This is a genomic window from Pseudochelatococcus lubricantis (assembly GCF_042432495.1).
Taxonomy (GTDB): domain Bacteria; phylum Pseudomonadota; class Alphaproteobacteria; order Rhizobiales; family Beijerinckiaceae; genus Pseudochelatococcus; species Pseudochelatococcus lubricantis.
Genome location: NZ_JBHLXC010000015.1, coordinates 101,670 through 116,458, shown reverse-complemented (window position 1 = coordinate 116,458; position 14,789 = coordinate 101,670). Strand labels below are relative to the sequence as shown.

Annotated in this window: 17 protein-coding genes and 1 pseudogene; 13 read left to right on the top strand and 5 right to left on the bottom strand. The window is 61.5% G+C overall.

Annotated features, from left to right (window positions below):
* Window positions 1-430: 430 nt before the first annotated feature.
* Entirely contained in the window at window positions 431-1,390 is a 960-nt protein-coding gene (locus ACFFJ7_RS18555) for a LysR family transcriptional regulator (protein ID WP_377594349.1), read from the bottom strand.
* 102 nt (window positions 1,391-1,492) lie between these two features.
* On the opposite strand from ACFFJ7_RS18555, the gene ACFFJ7_RS18550 reads away from it, so the two are divergent.
* The 4 genes from ACFFJ7_RS18550 to ACFFJ7_RS18535 all read left to right on the top strand — a co-directional run bounded on the left by ACFFJ7_RS18550 (window position 1,493) and on the right by ACFFJ7_RS18535 (window position 4,307).
* Window positions 1,493-2,467, top strand: coding sequence for an MBL fold metallo-hydrolase (locus ACFFJ7_RS18550; RefSeq protein ID WP_377594348.1), 975 nt, complete (start codon window positions 1,493-1,495; stop codon window positions 2,465-2,467).
* Window positions 2,468-2,625: 158 nt separating this feature from the next.
* Complete coding sequence (locus ACFFJ7_RS18545) at window positions 2,626-2,940, top strand: ankyrin repeat domain-containing protein (protein WP_377594347.1); 315 nt, start codon at window positions 2,626-2,628, stop codon at window positions 2,938-2,940.
* A gap of 351 nt (window positions 2,941-3,291) precedes the next feature.
* On the top strand, window positions 3,292-3,696 hold the full coding sequence (locus ACFFJ7_RS18540) for a hypothetical protein (RefSeq protein ID WP_377594345.1): 405 nt from the start codon (window positions 3,292-3,294) through the stop codon (window positions 3,694-3,696).
* Between the two features lie 356 nt (window positions 3,697-4,052).
* A complete protein-coding gene (locus ACFFJ7_RS18535; RefSeq protein ID WP_166955640.1) occupies window positions 4,053-4,307 on the top strand; it encodes a type II toxin-antitoxin system Phd/YefM family antitoxin in 255 nt (84 codons plus the stop codon).
* 416 nt (window positions 4,308-4,723) lie between these two features.
* Here the strand turns inward: ACFFJ7_RS18535 and ACFFJ7_RS18530 are convergent, their stop codons facing one another.
* Complete coding sequence (locus ACFFJ7_RS18530; RefSeq protein ID WP_208394332.1) at window positions 4,724-5,335, bottom strand: TetR/AcrR family transcriptional regulator; 612 nt, start codon at window positions 5,333-5,335, stop codon at window positions 4,724-4,726.
* 82 nt (window positions 5,336-5,417) lie between these two features.
* Here ACFFJ7_RS18530 and ACFFJ7_RS18525 point away from each other — a divergent pair, with 82 nt between their 5' ends.
* From ACFFJ7_RS18525 to ACFFJ7_RS18500, 6 genes and pseudogenes are all read left to right on the top strand, one after another.
* Window positions 5,418-5,888, top strand: coding sequence for a cupin domain-containing protein (locus ACFFJ7_RS18525; RefSeq protein ID WP_377594343.1), 471 nt, complete (start codon window positions 5,418-5,420; stop codon window positions 5,886-5,888).
* A gap of 86 nt (window positions 5,889-5,974) precedes the next feature.
* On the top strand, window positions 5,975-6,136 hold the full coding sequence (locus ACFFJ7_RS18520; RefSeq protein ID WP_166955644.1) for a hypothetical protein: 162 nt from the start codon (window positions 5,975-5,977) through the stop codon (window positions 6,134-6,136).
* 35 nt (window positions 6,137-6,171) lie between these two features.
* Window positions 6,172-6,838, top strand: a pseudogene (locus tag ACFFJ7_RS18515) (zinc-binding dehydrogenase); the annotation flags it as partial.
* A gap of 499 nt (window positions 6,839-7,337) precedes the next feature.
* Window positions 7,338-7,964, top strand: coding sequence for an ankyrin repeat domain-containing protein (locus ACFFJ7_RS18510; RefSeq protein WP_377594412.1), 627 nt, complete (start codon window positions 7,338-7,340; stop codon window positions 7,962-7,964).
* A 221-nt stretch (window positions 7,965-8,185) separates the two neighbouring features.
* Window positions 8,186-8,842 carry a response regulator gene (locus ACFFJ7_RS18505; protein WP_377594342.1) on the top strand — a complete coding sequence of 219 codons (657 nt, stop codon included), beginning with the start codon at window positions 8,186-8,188 and terminating at the stop codon, window positions 8,840-8,842.
* Between the two features lie 3 nt (window positions 8,843-8,845).
* Entirely contained in the window at window positions 8,846-10,144 is a 1,299-nt protein-coding gene (locus ACFFJ7_RS18500; RefSeq protein WP_166955652.1) for an ATP-binding protein, read from the top strand.
* A gap of 139 nt (window positions 10,145-10,283) precedes the next feature.
* Here the strand turns inward: ACFFJ7_RS18500 and ACFFJ7_RS18495 are convergent, their stop codons facing one another.
* From ACFFJ7_RS18495 to ACFFJ7_RS18485, 3 genes are read right to left on the bottom strand one after another with little or no spacing between them, the layout of a single operon-like run.
* The gene (locus ACFFJ7_RS18495; protein ID WP_377594341.1) at window positions 10,284-11,654 is read right to left on the bottom strand and encodes a sensor histidine kinase; all 1,371 of its coding nucleotides are present in this window, start codon (window positions 11,652-11,654) and stop codon (window positions 10,284-10,286) included.
* A 9-nt stretch (window positions 11,655-11,663) separates the two neighbouring features.
* A complete protein-coding gene (locus ACFFJ7_RS18490; protein WP_377594340.1) occupies window positions 11,664-12,320 on the bottom strand; it encodes a response regulator transcription factor in 657 nt (218 codons plus the stop codon).
* A 2-nt stretch (window positions 12,321-12,322) separates the two neighbouring features.
* Window positions 12,323-12,613 carry a PepSY domain-containing protein gene (locus ACFFJ7_RS18485; protein WP_166955658.1) on the bottom strand — a complete coding sequence of 97 codons (291 nt, stop codon included), beginning with the start codon at window positions 12,611-12,613 and terminating at the stop codon, window positions 12,323-12,325.
* Between the two features lie 122 nt (window positions 12,614-12,735).
* On the opposite strand from ACFFJ7_RS18485, the gene ACFFJ7_RS18480 reads away from it, so the two are divergent.
* From ACFFJ7_RS18480 to ACFFJ7_RS18470, 3 genes are all read left to right on the top strand, one after another.
* The gene (locus ACFFJ7_RS18480; RefSeq protein WP_166955660.1) at window positions 12,736-13,083 is read left to right on the top strand and encodes a PepSY domain-containing protein; all 348 of its coding nucleotides are present in this window, start codon (window positions 12,736-12,738) and stop codon (window positions 13,081-13,083) included.
* A 357-nt stretch (window positions 13,084-13,440) separates the two neighbouring features.
* Window positions 13,441-13,704: a hypothetical protein gene (locus ACFFJ7_RS18475; RefSeq protein ID WP_166955662.1), complete on the top strand. Its 264-nt coding sequence runs from the start codon at window positions 13,441-13,443 to the stop codon at window positions 13,702-13,704.
* Window positions 13,705-13,714: 10 nt separating this feature from the next.
* The gene (locus ACFFJ7_RS18470; RefSeq protein WP_343042622.1) at window positions 13,715-14,524 is read left to right on the top strand and encodes a COG4705 family protein; all 810 of its coding nucleotides are present in this window, start codon (window positions 13,715-13,717) and stop codon (window positions 14,522-14,524) included.
* Window positions 14,525-14,789 lie beyond the last annotated feature (265 nt).

Below are 14,789 nucleotides of genomic sequence, written 5' to 3'. Positions count from 1 at the left end.
GATGCCTCGTCGTCGTCTTTACGCCATCTGGTGATCTGAGCGGGGTCGCGCCTCAGCCTGTCGATTTCACGACTGAAAAAATTCGCAGTGTAAATCGCCGCTCAGTACGGTTCGATGAGAGATGGCCGGACGCCGGCAAGCGTCCGTCCTTGCTCCAGCGTCTGCGCTCTTTGGCCGAAATGCCAAGGAGTTCATCGACATGCTTGGCATGCATCCTCGATCTCTCTCGACCGATCCGATGTGAATAGGGCCTTGAGCGCGCCGTAAGGGGGACGTGCGGTCAGCGGCCGCATTTTCTCCATTGACCGGATGAAAAGCCGACGCGCAAGCCGCAATCGATCCGGGATAGAGCGCACCGGATCGTCAGGGAAAGCATTCGATCGTACAGCAGCGAACATCCGCTCTCCATCCTTTTTCGTCGCGCCGATGGTCAAGCAACTTCGCACATTTTCTGCTCATCGATGGTTTCTGCGCCGGTCATGCTGATGCGCACCTGCTGTCTCAACCACGCGTTTGCCGGGTCGTTATCGGTGTGGCTGGCCCAGACCATGTTCACGGGCGGCAGCGTCAGCGGAACCGGCACCGGGCTGACTTCGAGCCCAAGCAGGGAGCCGTAGCGGTCGGCAATGCGCCGCGGCACCGTGGCGATCACCGGGCTCACCTGTGCTGCCGCAAGCACCGACATGAACCCGGATGCGGCCGTCACCACGTTCAGCTCGACGCCTGCGATCTCCAGCGCCTCCTTGATGCAGCCCTGCAGGCTCTCGCTCTGGGAAATCACAGCGTGATCGGCCGAAAGATAGGTCTCCAGCGCAACGGGATGATGGAGCGGGAGCAGCGCCGGATTGTAACAGCAGGCGAGATCGACGTCGTAGAGCGTCTCGAACAGGCGCCGGCTCGTCCTCGAATAGGTGCATCCGATGGCGAGGTCGATGCTGCCGTCGTCCATCGGCGGGTCGATCGAGTCGTAAGGAAAGATCCGCGCCAGCACGCTGATGCCCGGCGCCAGCCGCCGCAGGCGGGCTGTTAGATCCGGGATCAGCAGCAATTCGACTTCCGGGGTCATGGCGATCCGGAAGGTCCGCTCTTCCGTCGCGGGATCGAAGACGTCCCCGCCCGTCAGCGCCAGTTGCGCCTGCCTCAGCGCCTGCCGCACCGGAACAGCGAGGCTGAGCGCCCTGGCCGTCGGCTGCATGACCTGTCCGACGCGGATGAACAGCTCATCCTGTAGCAGGGCGCGCAGTGTCGACAGCGAATGGCTCATCGCCGGCTGTCCGATTTTCAGACGCTGCGCCGCCTTCGTCACGCTCCTCTCCGCCATCAGCGCATCGAAGGCGACGAGCAGGTTGAGATCGAACGAGCGCAGATTGAAATGGCCGATAGTGGTCATGATCCGTATCGATTTGATTGCTGGTACCGGGGCACATATGTCTGTGCCGGGTCAGATCAAGGCCCGGTCCGGGATCGTCCCGCAGAAACCTCCGGAGACACCATGCAAACCCGTCGTTCCCTTCTGAAAATGTCCGCCGGTATGGCACTCGCCGCCGGCACCGTCGCCAGCCTGCCGCTCGCCGCCGTCGCGAGGGCGCCGGTCGTCGGCACGCAGGCCCCCGGCTATTATCGGATAAAGCTCGGCGACTATGAAATCACCGCGCTCTCAGACGGCACCGTCGAACTGCCGCTGGCACGGCTTTACGAGAACATCGAGGAGAGCGAGGCGGAGGCGATCCTTGCCGGCTATTTCCAGCCGAACCCGACCGAAGTTTCCGTCAACGCTTATCTGGTCAACACCGGCGACAGGCTCGCGCTCATCGACGCGGGGACCGGAACCCTGCTCGGCCCGTCCCTTGGCAAACTTGTGGCCAACATCGAGGCGGCGGGCTACACGGCGGCGCAGATCGATGATGTCATCCTGACGCACATCCATTCGGACCATTCCGGCGGCCTGACCGTGGACGGAAAACGTGTGTTCGAGAATGCGGTCGCCCATGTGAACCGTCGCGAGGTGGAGTTCTGGCTGCAGGCGGATGCCGCCGCCAAGGCCGATCCCGTGCTGGGTCCGCATATCGCGCAGGCGGAGCAGAGCGTCAGCCCCTATGTCGCGGCCGGGCGGCTTGAGACCTTCGGTGACAACGAAGCCCCGATCCCGGGCTTCGCTTCCGTGCTGCGCGCGGGTCACACGCCGGGTCACAGCTCCATCGTGGTGGAGAGCAAGGGCGAGAAGATTGTGTTCTGGGGCGACATCGTTCATGGCGACGTGCTGCAGTTCGACCGGCCGGACGTCAGCATCGAGTTCGATGTCGACCAGAAGCAGGCCGCAGCGAGCCGCGCCGTTGCGCTCGCCGAAGCGGCGGACCAGAAATATCGCGTCGCGGGGGCTCATCACGCATTCCCCGGCATCGGGCACGTGCGCCGGGACGAGACCAATTACGCATGGGTACCGCTGTCCTATAGCGCGACCTACTGAGGCGCGTCCGGCCCGGGTATCGCCGTTGCCGGGATACCCGGGTAGCCATCGGCTTTGCAGACACGCCGTCCCCTCGATACGCTCCGGGCGGCGATGCGGTAGTCACCAGTCAGGGCACGCCGCCGGTATCATACGCGATATGATGAGGCGCCAGGACCATGCTTCGCCGTGCAGTCATCCTTGGCGCCGCCTTGCTGGCGCTGACATCCGCTTCTTTCATGGCGTTGGGGGAAACGATGAGCGGCACACCCTTGCACACGGCAGCGAAACGGGACGATGTTGCGCGGATCGCGGCGCTTCTGGCTGAGGGTGCTGCGATTGATGCGCGAGACGACAGCGGCGCCACGGCGCTACTCGTCGCAACCCATGAAAACAACCTCGCCGACCGCGAGGGCGTCACGCCGCTGCAACACGCGCGCGGCCGCGGCCATGGCGAGATCGGGCAACTGCTTGTTGCCGCAGGGGCGCGATGAAGGCGGCATCGCCACCTGGCTGGATTTTACTTCGCCGTTGACACCATCTCCGTCCGCCTCCCAGGCACCAGCGGCGAGATCGCTACGGACTCTGCCCTGGCCTTCGCCCACGGCCGAGCTGCCTCTGGACAGAAAAACTCTGCGCTCGCATGAACCTTTTTGGCAGTCGACACGACAAACGGTTGAGAGGGGGCAGTTCGTCAGTTCGCCAAAGGGGTCAAATCTGCAGTTCGCTTGACAGGATCCGCGCTTCAGGCCTATGTCGCGAGCATCTCGTTGGGCACATCGGACAGCGATATCCGTGCGAAAGTTACTCGCTGCCTATCGGTATTTCGAACACGGGCGGGGGCCATGCGCCGACTTACGCTCTGGCGCGCAGCTCTCGAACGCTGGGATGCTTGGAATTTCGCGGCAACCAGTGAACGGAAAATGCTTTCCACCGTTTCCCGGAGTGCGTTAGGTTATGGTGTGGTGGGCTGGTTGTCAAGCGAACTGCAGATGTCCCTCAGCGATTTGGAGCAGTGCTTCCAGAAGGAGCTGCGTGCGTTGGATATGCGATGGCACACTTCGTTAGGTTCGGCCATATCCGACTTCTACCGCTTGATCTCTCGGCATCAGGTGTTGGCTCATGCGGCGGGTTGCTCGACAAGCGATGAGGACTGGCTGCCCGGTCCCAACGTCCACCTTCCAGCCGCGGCGACCGACGTGTATCTCCAGCGGCGATTTCACTGGAGCGAAGGGCAGCTTTCTGCGTGATACGTCTGGAAGCTGCCACACCGTTTCCGGCTCCAAGTCTTCCGTCCGGCGGGAGCAAAACGAATTGCAGGTTTCCGGCGGCGACGGAAGTACTCCGATTGGCGGCAATGGGGTCCTAAGCTATCGGTCGAGAAACACCTATTGTCCGCACAGTGCGCCCCCTGGCCGCTCTCAGTCGGCCGCAGGTGGCGAAGAAATATGCGGAGATGTACGTTGGATTGATTTATTGCGCGGCAATACGCGATTCGGGTTTTCCGTAGTAGCTTGGCCGGCATGAGTTCTCGCCGCTGCACTGTCTAGTCCGGTGTTGACTATTGAATTTTTGCGTAAATTGCGCAAAATGATAGGGGGCGTTCATGCCACAGGCCCGGGCTGTTCCGGAGAGCGATTTTTCGCGGAATTTCGGAAAGTATCAAGACGAGGCAATCAAGGCCGGCGTCATCAACATCACCAGCCACGGCCGCGTCGTCGGGGCCTATCTCTCGGTCGTGGAGCTGGAGCACTTCGAGCGTCTCAAGCGTCGGGAGCGCGAGGTTTTGAAGCTCGGCGAGCTCGATCACGAAACGCTCGCAGCAATCGAGGCTGCCGAGTATGGCGCCGAGCCCAGGTGAGTATCCCGACACCAAAGCCTGGTCTCGTCATTCGTTACAGCTTCCTCTGGAGTTCGGAGCACGATCAGGGTGCTGTCGAAGGGGTGAAGGACCGCCCTTGTGCAATTGTCATTGTCGAGGCGCAGAAAGCTCGGCGCGGGCGCGTCGTCCAACGAAACGACTGACAAGGGGGAAAGATAGATTAATCAATTAAATCAAATCGCTAAATTCCACAAGATGCCTTGAGAGACTCGACGTATGGCAGGTGGTCATCCTTCCCGGCAATCACGATGTAGCTTACAAGAAGGTGCTGGCAAGCACCTCTATCCACGCGACACCCGTAAGATGGCGTTCGACGCTCACGATCGGGTTTGCCTCCTTCAAGAGCCCCCTCACTCGCGGCATCTACGGCGACATGAACCGTAGACATGGGCCGGTTATTCCGCCGAGATGATGGCGCATCGGAGGAGCCTCGTGGCAAGGAGTCGTCGCTCCGAGTCATCGCACTTTATTCGTTGCATCGAACCCCAAACCGGGAAATCCGTCAGCGCAAGCACAAGCTGAAGCGCAGTGCCCGACATGGCCTCGTCCTTCAACGCCTCGCGGACCAGGGCCGCAACGCCCGCTTCCACGGCTCGCAGAAATTGGTCCAGTTCCGGGATGAGATGCCGATCGGCATACGCCTTTTTGAGGCGGAGCGCACCGCGCCGATAAAACCCGTCCAGTTCATCGACAAGGCGTTGCAGGCGATCCTCCAAACGATCGAGACCCTCGAATATCACCGGCGCCCGTTCGGGTATCGGCGGTGCCATCTCCTGCCAGACATGGGCGCCGCAGGCCGCGACCAATGACCCCAAATTGGGAAAATGCCTATAGACCGTGGCCGCACCGATGCCAGCCCGCTTGGCGACGTCGACGAAAGACGTTGCGGCAACGCCCTGTTCGTCGTGCAGCAGCATCGTCGCGGCAATGATGCGCTCGCGGGTTTCATCCTGGGTCTTTGCGCGCTCCTTCATGCGATAAGCGCGGCGGTTTGTTCGATCTTCCATATTGACGATAACACTATTCCGTGGAATTTATATTCCGGTAAATTGCCTCATATCGAGGCAATTGTCCATCGAGGATCGCGCCATGAACCTGACTGCACCCATTGCCACGAACATGCCATCGCGTGTCGAGGAACGCCGGTTTCTCGGCCTGCCGACCTGGATCAAGGCTGGCCGGGAACTGACCGGCGGTCAATTCAGCCTGATCGAGCAGATCATCCCGGCTGGCTTCGAGTCACCGTGGCATATGCATCATTCCGAAGACGAGTCGTTCTACGTCATCGAGGGACAGATGTCGGTGATCATGGAGGGTGGCAGAACCTTGCTTCAGGCCGGGGACTTCGCCTTCGGTCCGCGCGGTATTCCGCACGGATTCCGTATAGAAGGAGAGGGTCCGGCGAGAATCCTGCTGATGACGACGGGAAGCGATTTTGCTGACTTCATCGCCGAGACGAGCGTGCCTGGCGACACTCCGCCGGCCGCCCCCGATATGGCGTTCCTGGTGGCGGCGGCCGAACGGCACAACCTGGCTATCCTTGGGCCACTACCGAAATAGGGCGGCGGATTTGGTGTTGGCAGCAGAACGCCGCCAACACAACAGCGCGGGATCACTGGTCTGATGTGCTGCACACGGAGGCTGAAATGCGCGACATTCTGGAAAGATCGGTTCTGCCCGCTGATCGTCTTCGCATCGGCTCAACTCTGGTGGCGTTGAGCCGCGAGGCTGGGTTGACCAATGCCGATTTTGAGGCGCTGGAGCAGATCAGTGACCAGCAATCCACCACGCCCATGGACTTTGAATGAAAATAGCCAGCCAGCAGGAGGACAACCCTCAGACTGCCCGCAAGCCGCACAACATCAACCACTTGGAGGCCGCCAGCCTGACGCTGGTTGGGGGGACGGTCTGGGAAGCTTTGGTGAGCCGCGCCCAGCTTGCCGTTCACGAGACCATTCTGATCCATGGTGGTGCCGGCGGTGTGGGCACGGTGGCGATCCAGCTTGCCAAGGCAATAGGTGCGCGGGTCATCACGACGGCGCGCCGTAGCAATCATGAAGTCGTGCGTTCGCTCGGAGCGGACGAGGTAATCGACCACACTTCCGAAGACTACGTCTCAGCCGTGGCGGAACTGACGCATGGGCAAGGGGGTGAACGTCGTATTCGACACCATTGGCGGCGACACTCTGACGAAAAGCGCGTTTGCCCTCGCAGATGCCGGACGGCTGGTCAGCATCATCGACATTGCGCAGCCGCAGAACCTGATCGAGGCTTGGGGAAAGAACGCCGCCTGCCATTTCGTGTTCACCCGTCAGAATCGAGGCAAGCTCAACGCGCTGACAAACCTTGTCGAACGTGGCCTGATCAAGCCTGTCATCGGCGCAGTGCTTCCTCTGGTTCGCACAGGCGAAGCGCATGAACTGCTCGAAGGCGGAAGCTCCCGTGGGCTTCGGGGTAAGGTGGCGATCGATGTCGTGGGCCAGACTGTCGAGCTTCCCGCGCTGCTATAGATACATCGATAAGACAGCAATATATTCCCACAATACCATCCTTTTTGAGAAGCCCGAACGCACTGCGCGACGGCGGCTATCGCCTCGCGCTTTCCGAAAGCGGCCAGTCGCCTAGAATCTGTCCTGTTTACGTTGAAACAGGACAGATTCTAGTTTCTTTATTTTGAGCGAACTCTGATCGGAACGCGCTCTAACAGCCCCCACTCGGTCATTCGCTCGCATAGCAGCGAAAGGCCGCTCTCCGTCCTGCGCGTCGCGCCGATGGTCAGGCAACTTCGTGCATTTTCTGCTCGTCGGTGGTTTCTGCGCCGGTGCGGCATCGGCGTGATGTCGGCTTTGCAATCAGGGCGTCCGATCGGTACTCTCCCGGGAGAGGTGCCGTCGGCGCCCGTCAGCATGCGTTGCCGGCCAGATGCGCGATATGAGGAGGAACAAGACCATGCTTCGCCGTGCGTTCGTCCTTGGCGCTGCGCTGTTGGCGCTGACGTCCGCTCCTTTCATGGCTGCGGGGGAAACGATGAGCGAGACGCCCTTGCACGCGACACCCTTGCACACGGCGGCGAAACGAAACGATGTCGCGCGGATCGAAGCACTTCTGGCTGATGGCGCGGATATCGAGGCGCGCGACGACAGCGGCGCCACCGCCTTGCTGGTAGCAACCCATGAAAACAACGTCGCCGCCGCACGGTTGCTGATAGCAGCCGGCGCGGACGTCAATGCGAAGGATAAGATCAGCGACAGCCCGTATCTCTATGCCGGCGCGCGGGGCCACCTGGACATTCTGAAGCTGACGCTGACGCATGGCGCCGACCTGAAAAGCACCAACCGCTTCGGCGGCACGGCCCTCATCCCCGCGTCGGAACGCGGTCATGTCGAGACCGTGCGTACGCTGATCGCGGCCGGAGTCGACGTCGATCATGTCAACAACCTCGGTTGGACGGCGCTCCTGGAGGCCGTCATCCTCGGCAACGGCGGCGAACGCCACCGACAGATCGTCGACGCGCTCATCAAGGCAGGCGCGGACATCAACCTTGCTGACCGCGAGGGCGTCACGCCGCTTCAACACGCACGCGGCCATGGTTACGACGAGATCGAACAACTGCTCGTTGCCGCAGGGGCGCGATGAAGATGGATCTTATTCGATTGCGGGCTCGTCCATGCCGCTGCCGCGCTTCAGCACCTGACAGACAAGCCGGCGCTGGCGGGGTTCGGGGAAGCGCTTGTCGCTCGTCGCTTGAAGGTGATAGGTTGGCGGGTGAGGGCGGCATCCACGCGGGACCTCCTTAACTTTGATCCAGGCAGAATGCATGTGATGTTGGCGCTGTCGGGCGTCGGGGAAGTCTTCCTATGCGCATCCTACTCGTCGAGGACGACGACATGATCGCCAGAGCGCTTACGACGGCTCTTGGCAGCGAGGGCTTTTCCGTTGATCATGTTGCCTCCGGCGAACTTGCTCTCGAAGCGCTGCAGAGTGGCGGCCATGGTGTGGCGCTGCTTGACCTCGGCTTGCCAGAGATTGACGGGTTCGATGTGCTCGCGCGGGCGCGCCGCAGCGGGGTCGAAACGCCGATCATCGTCGTGACCGCCAGAGATGCTCTCGAAAGCCGCATTCACGGCCTTGACATCGGTGCGGACGATTACATCGTGAAGCCCTTCGAGGTTTCGGAGCTTTCCGCGCGAATTCGCGCTGTTTTGCGCCGCCACGCCGGCAAGGCAGTTTCCCGGCTGGATGCCGGGGAGGTCTCGCTCGATCTTGCCAGCCACACAGTTTTCTACCGGGGTTTGGAAGCGATGCTGCCGAGCCGCGAGTTCGCGCTCGTTCAGGCGCTGGTCGAACGGCCGGGCATGATTTTCTCGCGCGACGTCCTTGAAGAGAAACTCTATGGATGGGGAGAGGAGGTCGAGAGCAACGCCATCGACGTGTTGATCTACTATGTCCGTAAAAAATTCGACAAGGACATTATCCGCAACGTCCGGGGAGCCGGCTGGATGATCCCGCGGTAAGCCATGCCCCTGCGCGTATCTTTGATCATCGCTTTCTCCGTCGTCTTCACGATTCTCGGCGTCGCTTCCGCTGTCTACGGCCACGTCAGCGCGCGCCGTGAGGTCTGGGACGTTCTCGATCTCCAGCAACGCCAGATTGCCCAGTTGATTGGTGACGGGAGCGGGGTCTTCTCAGATCATTCCGGCAGCACAGACCTTTCCAATGAGGACGGCTATGCCGTCGAAGTTCGATTTGCCGACGGACGTGCCTCCCGCGTGTCGCGGGCGGACGTCGATTTTCCGGAGACGATCGTTCCGGGGTTCTCGACGTTCGACACGCCCTCCGGGGAATGGCGCGTATTCACCCTGATCGGCGAACAGCGCGTTGTGCGCGTTGCGCAAATGCTCGCGGAGCGTCAGGAACTGGCCGAGAACGCTGCCTGGAATGCGGCGCTCCCCATCCTTGTCGCGATACCGCTGTCGTGGGGCGTCGTCTGGGCGCTGGTCGGCGCCATTCTCGGCCGGCTGCGCCCTCTGATCGAGCAGGTCGAACGGAGGACCGCCGAGGAAACCGAGCCGGTCGAGCTCGGCGACGGGCCTGCGGAGCTGCGCCCGCTCGTCGACGCCATGAACCTGGCTTTCGCCCGCCAGCGCGCTGCAGCCGAACAACAGAAGCAATTCGTTTCAGATGCCGCGCACGAGCTTCGGACCCCGCTGACCGCGCTGTCTCTTCAAATCGAGAACCTGCGTCATGCGAACCGGGATCCGGCACTTGATGGCCCGCTAACGGATGCCACTTCGGGAATCCGTCGGGCGTCGGCGCTGACCTCGCGTTTGCTGCAGCTCGCCCGGCAAGAGGCACGCGCGACCGTAGCCGCCCCGGCCGAGGTTCGGCTTGACGATATCGCTGTGCGGGTGATCGGCAGTTTCTTTGCCTCGGCCCAAGCGAAGAATATCGACCTCGGGACGAAAGCGAGCGAACCGACAATCGTGCGCGGAGATGAGGCCGATCTCGTCGCGCTCGTGGAGATTCTTGTCGACAACGCGGTGCGCTATACACCTGCGGGTGGAACGATAGACTTGACGATTCGGAAGGAGAGGGAGCTTCCACTTCTGATTGTTGAAGACACAGGCCCGGGAATTCCTGAGGATGCCATCGAGCTGGTTTTCGAACGCTTCTATCGGGTCGACGAGGCGCAGGGCGAGGGCGCCGGTCTCGGGCTGGCGATAGCGCGCGTGATCTCCGCCCGTCATGGTGCGACCATCGCGCTTGAGAACAGACGGGACCAGACCGGGCTCAGGGCCACCGTCCACTTTCCGTGACTGACGGCCGATGCGGGAAAGTTCCGTCAGGCTCCCCGGGTATTGCTGAAGGAAGCTGTGCCGCCTTGCGCGACAGCGGCCGACATTCGCTCCCGCTCCGGCAAATCATGGAGTGTCGGGAGCCGCGAATGGCGACCGGTTATCGGCGTGCGGCGTGCGTCAGCGGGATCCATATTTCGGCCGCAAGCCCTCCCGGTTCAGCCGAACCAAGTTTCAGTTCGGCGTTGTAGGCATTGGCAATGTCTTGAACGATAGCCAGTCCGAGGCCGGCGCCCGGACCGTTGATATCGAGCTTGACGCCCCGCAGTGCCGCTGTGGCTCTTTCAGGATCCTGAAGGCCGGGGCCGTCGTCCTCGACGGAGATCGACTGTGCGTCCTTCCCTGTCGCTGCCGAGATGCGTACCCGCGATTGCGCGTGCCGGGCGGCGTTCTCCATCAGATTGCCCAGCATCTCGTTGAGATCCTGCGGGTCGATGGTCACCTTCATCTCGGTAGGCACGGTGTTTTCGAACCGCACCCGCTCACCATCAGGCGTGCGTTCCAGCGTACGGATGAGATCATCTACCGTCCGTGCAAGCGGTGTCGCGGCGCCGGGCCCGCCATGGCGGATACGCGCGCGGGCGAGTTCACGGTCTACATGGCGGCTCATGCTTTGTACGATTTCGCTGATATCGCGCGCTATGCTGACTTCGCCCCGGTCGTGCAGGCGTCGCACATCGCCCGCCAGCGCCGTCAACGGCGTGCGCAAGCCGTGAGCCAGATCGGCGGCGCGGTCGCGGGCGCGGCCTAGTTCTCGCTCTTGCGCGGCAAGCAGCGCATTGATTTCCTCAACAAGAGGCGCGACCTCCTCCGGCACGTCGGTTGCGAGGCGGGTCGCCGCGCCGGATCGGATATCGCCGAGGGCGTTGCGCACGGTGTATAGCGGCTTCAGCCCGGCCCTGATCTGAATGGCAAAGCCGGCTAACAGAACCGTGCTGAGAATGCCAAGCGCCACCACGAGATCGCGCGCGAAGCCGGCGAGGAGCGGCTCGATTTCCGCTCGATCGATCGCCACGCTGACGCGGATAAGCCGGTCGACGCCTTGCACGGCTATGACGATGGCGCGCTCGTGGACGATGAGTATCGAGTTGCGGGGGCCGGTGATACGGCTTACTTCCACACCACCCTGCGGACTGGGTTCGACGGGGAGGGCGAGCATCTCGTTCCAGAGCGATCGCGAGGCGATGAACTGGTTGTCGGTGCGGTCCTCAACCTGCCAGTAGAGCCCGCCCAGAACGCGCATGAAACGAGGGTCGGCGGGCTCCCGCATAAGCGACATCCGTCCCTCGGCGTCGAAGCGCACCGCGCCGATGAGCTGCCGCAGATGGGTGTCAAGCTCCTGACCGACGCGCCGTTCGAGGTGGCGGGTGAAGAGCGCGGTGAGGCCAAGTCCGGTCAAGACCATGGTGGCGGCCAAGACGACGACCGCGAAGGCGAGAAGACGCAGACGGAGGGATCGGGCTATCTGCATGGGTGGCCGTCACTCGGCGATCATGTAGCCGAAGCCGCGCCGGGTCTCGATCAGTGCATCCGGAAGCTTGCGTCGGACTCTGCCTACCAGTACCTCGATCGCGTTCGAAGCGCGCTCGAAATGCACCGACTGCAGATGCTCTGCAAGCTCCTGCTGAGGCACGACGCGGCCCTTGTTCAGCATCAGATAGGCGATCAGTCTGTACTCCTGTGGCGAAAGCGGCACCGGCACGCCGCGCACCGTCACCCGCATCTGCCGTGTGTCGAGAACGGTGTCGCCCACGGCGATGGTCGCCGCCGCATGCCCGGCCGAGCGGCGGATGATGGCACGCAGCCTCGCAATCAGTTCGTCCATCTGGAAGGGCTTGGGCAGATAGTCATCAGCGCCGGCGTTGATGCCTTCGACGCGCTCGGTCCACGAGCCGCGCGCGGTCAGTATTAGAACCGGCAGGTCGCGGCCTGCGTTGCGCCAACGCTTGATTACCGCAAGGCCGTCCATATGAGGCAGGCCGAGATCCAGTATGGCGGCGGCGTAAGTCTCGTTCTCGCCCATGTACCAACCCACTTCGCCGTCGGTTTCCGTATCGACGACGAAGCCGGCGGCTTCCAGGGCGGTGCCCACGTCACGGCGAATGCGAGGATCGTCTTCGATCAGCAGTACCCGCAAGATCAGTCGTCCGTTTCACGTTTCAGCACGCGGCCGGTCCTTGCATCGACCTTAAGCTCGGTGCGCCGGCCGGAGGCATCGACATGATAGACCTCGTAGGCTGGCCGCCCCGACTTGTCTCTGCCATCGAACTGGATTTCCACGATCTCTCCACCAAGTTGCGCTTCAAGCAGTCCAATCAACTCGCTGGCCGACATGATCCCCGGGGGCAACCGCTCGCGTTCCCCCGCCTGGGGCGCCGCAACGACCGCCACCATCACGGTAAAAAGGAGGAAGAAGGCCAGAATGCGCATGGGTTCTTATCTGCCTCTCCAGATGACAGGAAGCTGACAGGAGCGGACGGCTGGCTGTCACTCCAGGGCCAGCATAGTGACGGCGATCGAATCACGATCAGCAAGCAAGAGGATATTATTTCATGCACAAGCTTCTTGGAACCACTGCTGCCACCGGGCTCGTTGCCGCTCTTCTCTACGCAGCTTCCGCGCAGGCGCAGACTGTGCCGACCGTGCAGGCGGAGCATGTAGAGAAGACGGAGTCGACGGAGAACGAGCGTTCCAAGTGCGGCTCTCACCCCAGGGATCAGTGGCTGAGCGTCATCGCGATTACAGAGAAGGCCACTGCGCTGGGCTACAACGTGCAGGGTGTTGATGCTGACGACGGTTGCTATGACGTGAGTTCGCGTGACTCCTCCGGCAACAAGATCGACGTCAAGTTCAATCCCGTGACCGGCGAAGTCGTCAAGGTCGAAACCGAGTCGGATTGATCCGGGAACGAAAATCTCTATGGAGACTGTGAAGAAAAGTCGTGCGTAGTCACAGTCTCCACCATCTCCGCCGGCGGGCGGCTGAAGAAGCGGGCCAATTGGCCCGCTTTTTTTGTTCCAGCGGGGTGATGGCTGTGCGTCATGTCCCGCGCGGCGGCAACTTCCGTCTCCCGCCGCGTTTCCTCTTCCTGGCGATGCAGCGAGCATGGATTGTGATCGGTGCATTGCAGGATGACCGGTGTTTCCGGCCATGATCAATCGAGAGCGATAATTGGGGTGTTCTAAGTCGCCGCTCATTTTAAGCAGGCAATGTCTTCCGGCCGCAGGATGATGCGGCTTCCAATAAAGGAAGACAAGATGAACATTCGTATCTCCACTGCCATCGCGGCTGCTGTGCTTGCCTGCGGCATCGCCTCCACCGGTCCCGTTTTCGCTGCCGCCCGTCCTTGCGAGGACGTACTCAAGGAATTCAGGGACGCCAAGGCGACGGCCAAGCCCGACGCGGCCACCTTGAAAAAGGTCGAAGACCTTGAGGCCAAGGGCGTCGAGCGCTGCAATGCCGATGACGACAAGCGCGCGGACGCTTTTTTCGCCGATGCCATGAAGCTTCTTGGGAAGTGAGGTAACGACCGTGACTTCCGCCACACTTCACGTCGCAAACGAGCCGACCGGAAATGCCAAGCTGCGGCCAAACCGCGTGCCGGAGGTCACGGTGGACTTCTGGTTGATCAAGCTCATGGCGGTGACCATGGGCGAGACTGCCGCGGATTATCTCGCCGTCAATCTCGGCCTCGGTCTGACGGCGACCTCGCTCATCATGAGCGCCGTTTTCGCCGCCATACTTGCTTATCAGTTCAGGCAGCAGCGCTACGTACCATGGGTGTATTGGGCGACGGTGGTGCTCATCAGCATTGTGGGCACCCTCGTCACCGATAACCTGGTCGATAACTTTGGCGTCAGCCTGCCAACCACCACCATCGCATTCTCCGCGGCACTCGCCGCCACGTTCGCAATCTGGTACGCGATCGAGGGCACGCTCTCGATTCACACGATCTATAGTTTCCGTCGAGAGGCTTTTTACTGGCTGGCAATTCTCTTCACTTTCGCACTTGGAACATCGGTTGGCGATCTGGTTGCCGAGCAATTCGCCATCGGATATCTCACGACGGGCCTGCTGTTTGGCGCGATCATCGCGGCGATTGCCGTGATCTGGTATGTTCTGCGGACGAACAGCATTCTTGCGTTCTGGCTTGCCTATATCCTGACACGTCCACTCGGAGCATCCTTCGGAGACCTGCTTTCGCAGCCGATCGAGTACGGAGGTCTTGGCTTCGGCACGGTTATCACGAGCCTGATCTTCCTCATCTGCATTGTCGCAATCGTCGCCTACGCAACACTCCGGCAATCCCGTAGCGAGGCGAGAACAAGGGCAGCGGCCTGATCGCTCCCGACTCTGGCGTGCAATTCAGGCAGGCCGCACAGGCCTGCCTGTTTGTCGACGATCAGTGTCCGATGGAAGCCGTGGGGAGTTCGTCCCGATACATTCGCCCGGACGGACGAGGTGTCTGCCGGTCCGATCTCGTTGAGCAGCTCGTTGCAGATGGCTTCCTGACATTGTCATAATTCCATCGGAGAAAGTGTAATATTTCTCTAAAATAGACACCGAGCCGATAGCGGTCACGAACAAAGGCGACTATGTTAAATAG

Bases quoted from the DNA above. Each gene is read 5' to 3' on its own strand.
- ACFFJ7_RS18555 (WP_377594349.1), bottom strand. From the start codon at position 1,390: ATGACCACTATCGGCCATTTCAATCTGCGCTCGTTCGATCTCAACCTG.
- ACFFJ7_RS18550 (WP_377594348.1), top strand. From the start codon at position 1,493: ATGCAAACCCGTCGTTCCCTTCTGAAAATGTCCGCCGGTATGGCACTC.
- ACFFJ7_RS18545 (WP_377594347.1), top strand. From the start codon at position 2,626: ATGCTTCGCCGTGCAGTCATCCTTGGCGCCGCCTTGCTGGCGCTGACA.
- ACFFJ7_RS18540 (WP_377594345.1), top strand. From the start codon at position 3,292: ATGCGCCGACTTACGCTCTGGCGCGCAGCTCTCGAACGCTGGGATGCT.
- ACFFJ7_RS18535 (WP_166955640.1), top strand. From the start codon at position 4,053: ATGCCACAGGCCCGGGCTGTTCCGGAGAGCGATTTTTCGCGGAATTTC.
- ACFFJ7_RS18530 (WP_208394332.1), bottom strand. From the start codon at position 5,335: ATGGAAGATCGAACAAACCGCCGCGCTTATCGCATGAAGGAGCGCGCA.
- ACFFJ7_RS18525 (WP_377594343.1), top strand. From the start codon at position 5,418: ATGAACCTGACTGCACCCATTGCCACGAACATGCCATCGCGTGTCGAG.
- ACFFJ7_RS18520 (WP_166955644.1), top strand. From the start codon at position 5,975: ATGCGCGACATTCTGGAAAGATCGGTTCTGCCCGCTGATCGTCTTCGC.
- ACFFJ7_RS18510 (WP_377594412.1), top strand. From the start codon at position 7,338: ATGGCTGCGGGGGAAACGATGAGCGAGACGCCCTTGCACGCGACACCC.
- ACFFJ7_RS18505 (WP_377594342.1), top strand. From the start codon at position 8,186: ATGCGCATCCTACTCGTCGAGGACGACGACATGATCGCCAGAGCGCTT.
- ACFFJ7_RS18500 (WP_166955652.1), top strand. From the start codon at position 8,846: ATGCCCCTGCGCGTATCTTTGATCATCGCTTTCTCCGTCGTCTTCACG.
- ACFFJ7_RS18495 (WP_377594341.1), bottom strand. From the start codon at position 11,654: ATGCAGATAGCCCGATCCCTCCGTCTGCGTCTTCTCGCCTTCGCGGTC.
- ACFFJ7_RS18485 (WP_166955658.1), bottom strand. From the start codon at position 12,613: ATGCGCATTCTGGCCTTCTTCCTCCTTTTTACCGTGATGGTGGCGGTC.
- ACFFJ7_RS18480 (WP_166955660.1), top strand. From the start codon at position 12,736: ATGCACAAGCTTCTTGGAACCACTGCTGCCACCGGGCTCGTTGCCGCT.
- ACFFJ7_RS18475 (WP_166955662.1), top strand. From the start codon at position 13,441: ATGAACATTCGTATCTCCACTGCCATCGCGGCTGCTGTGCTTGCCTGC.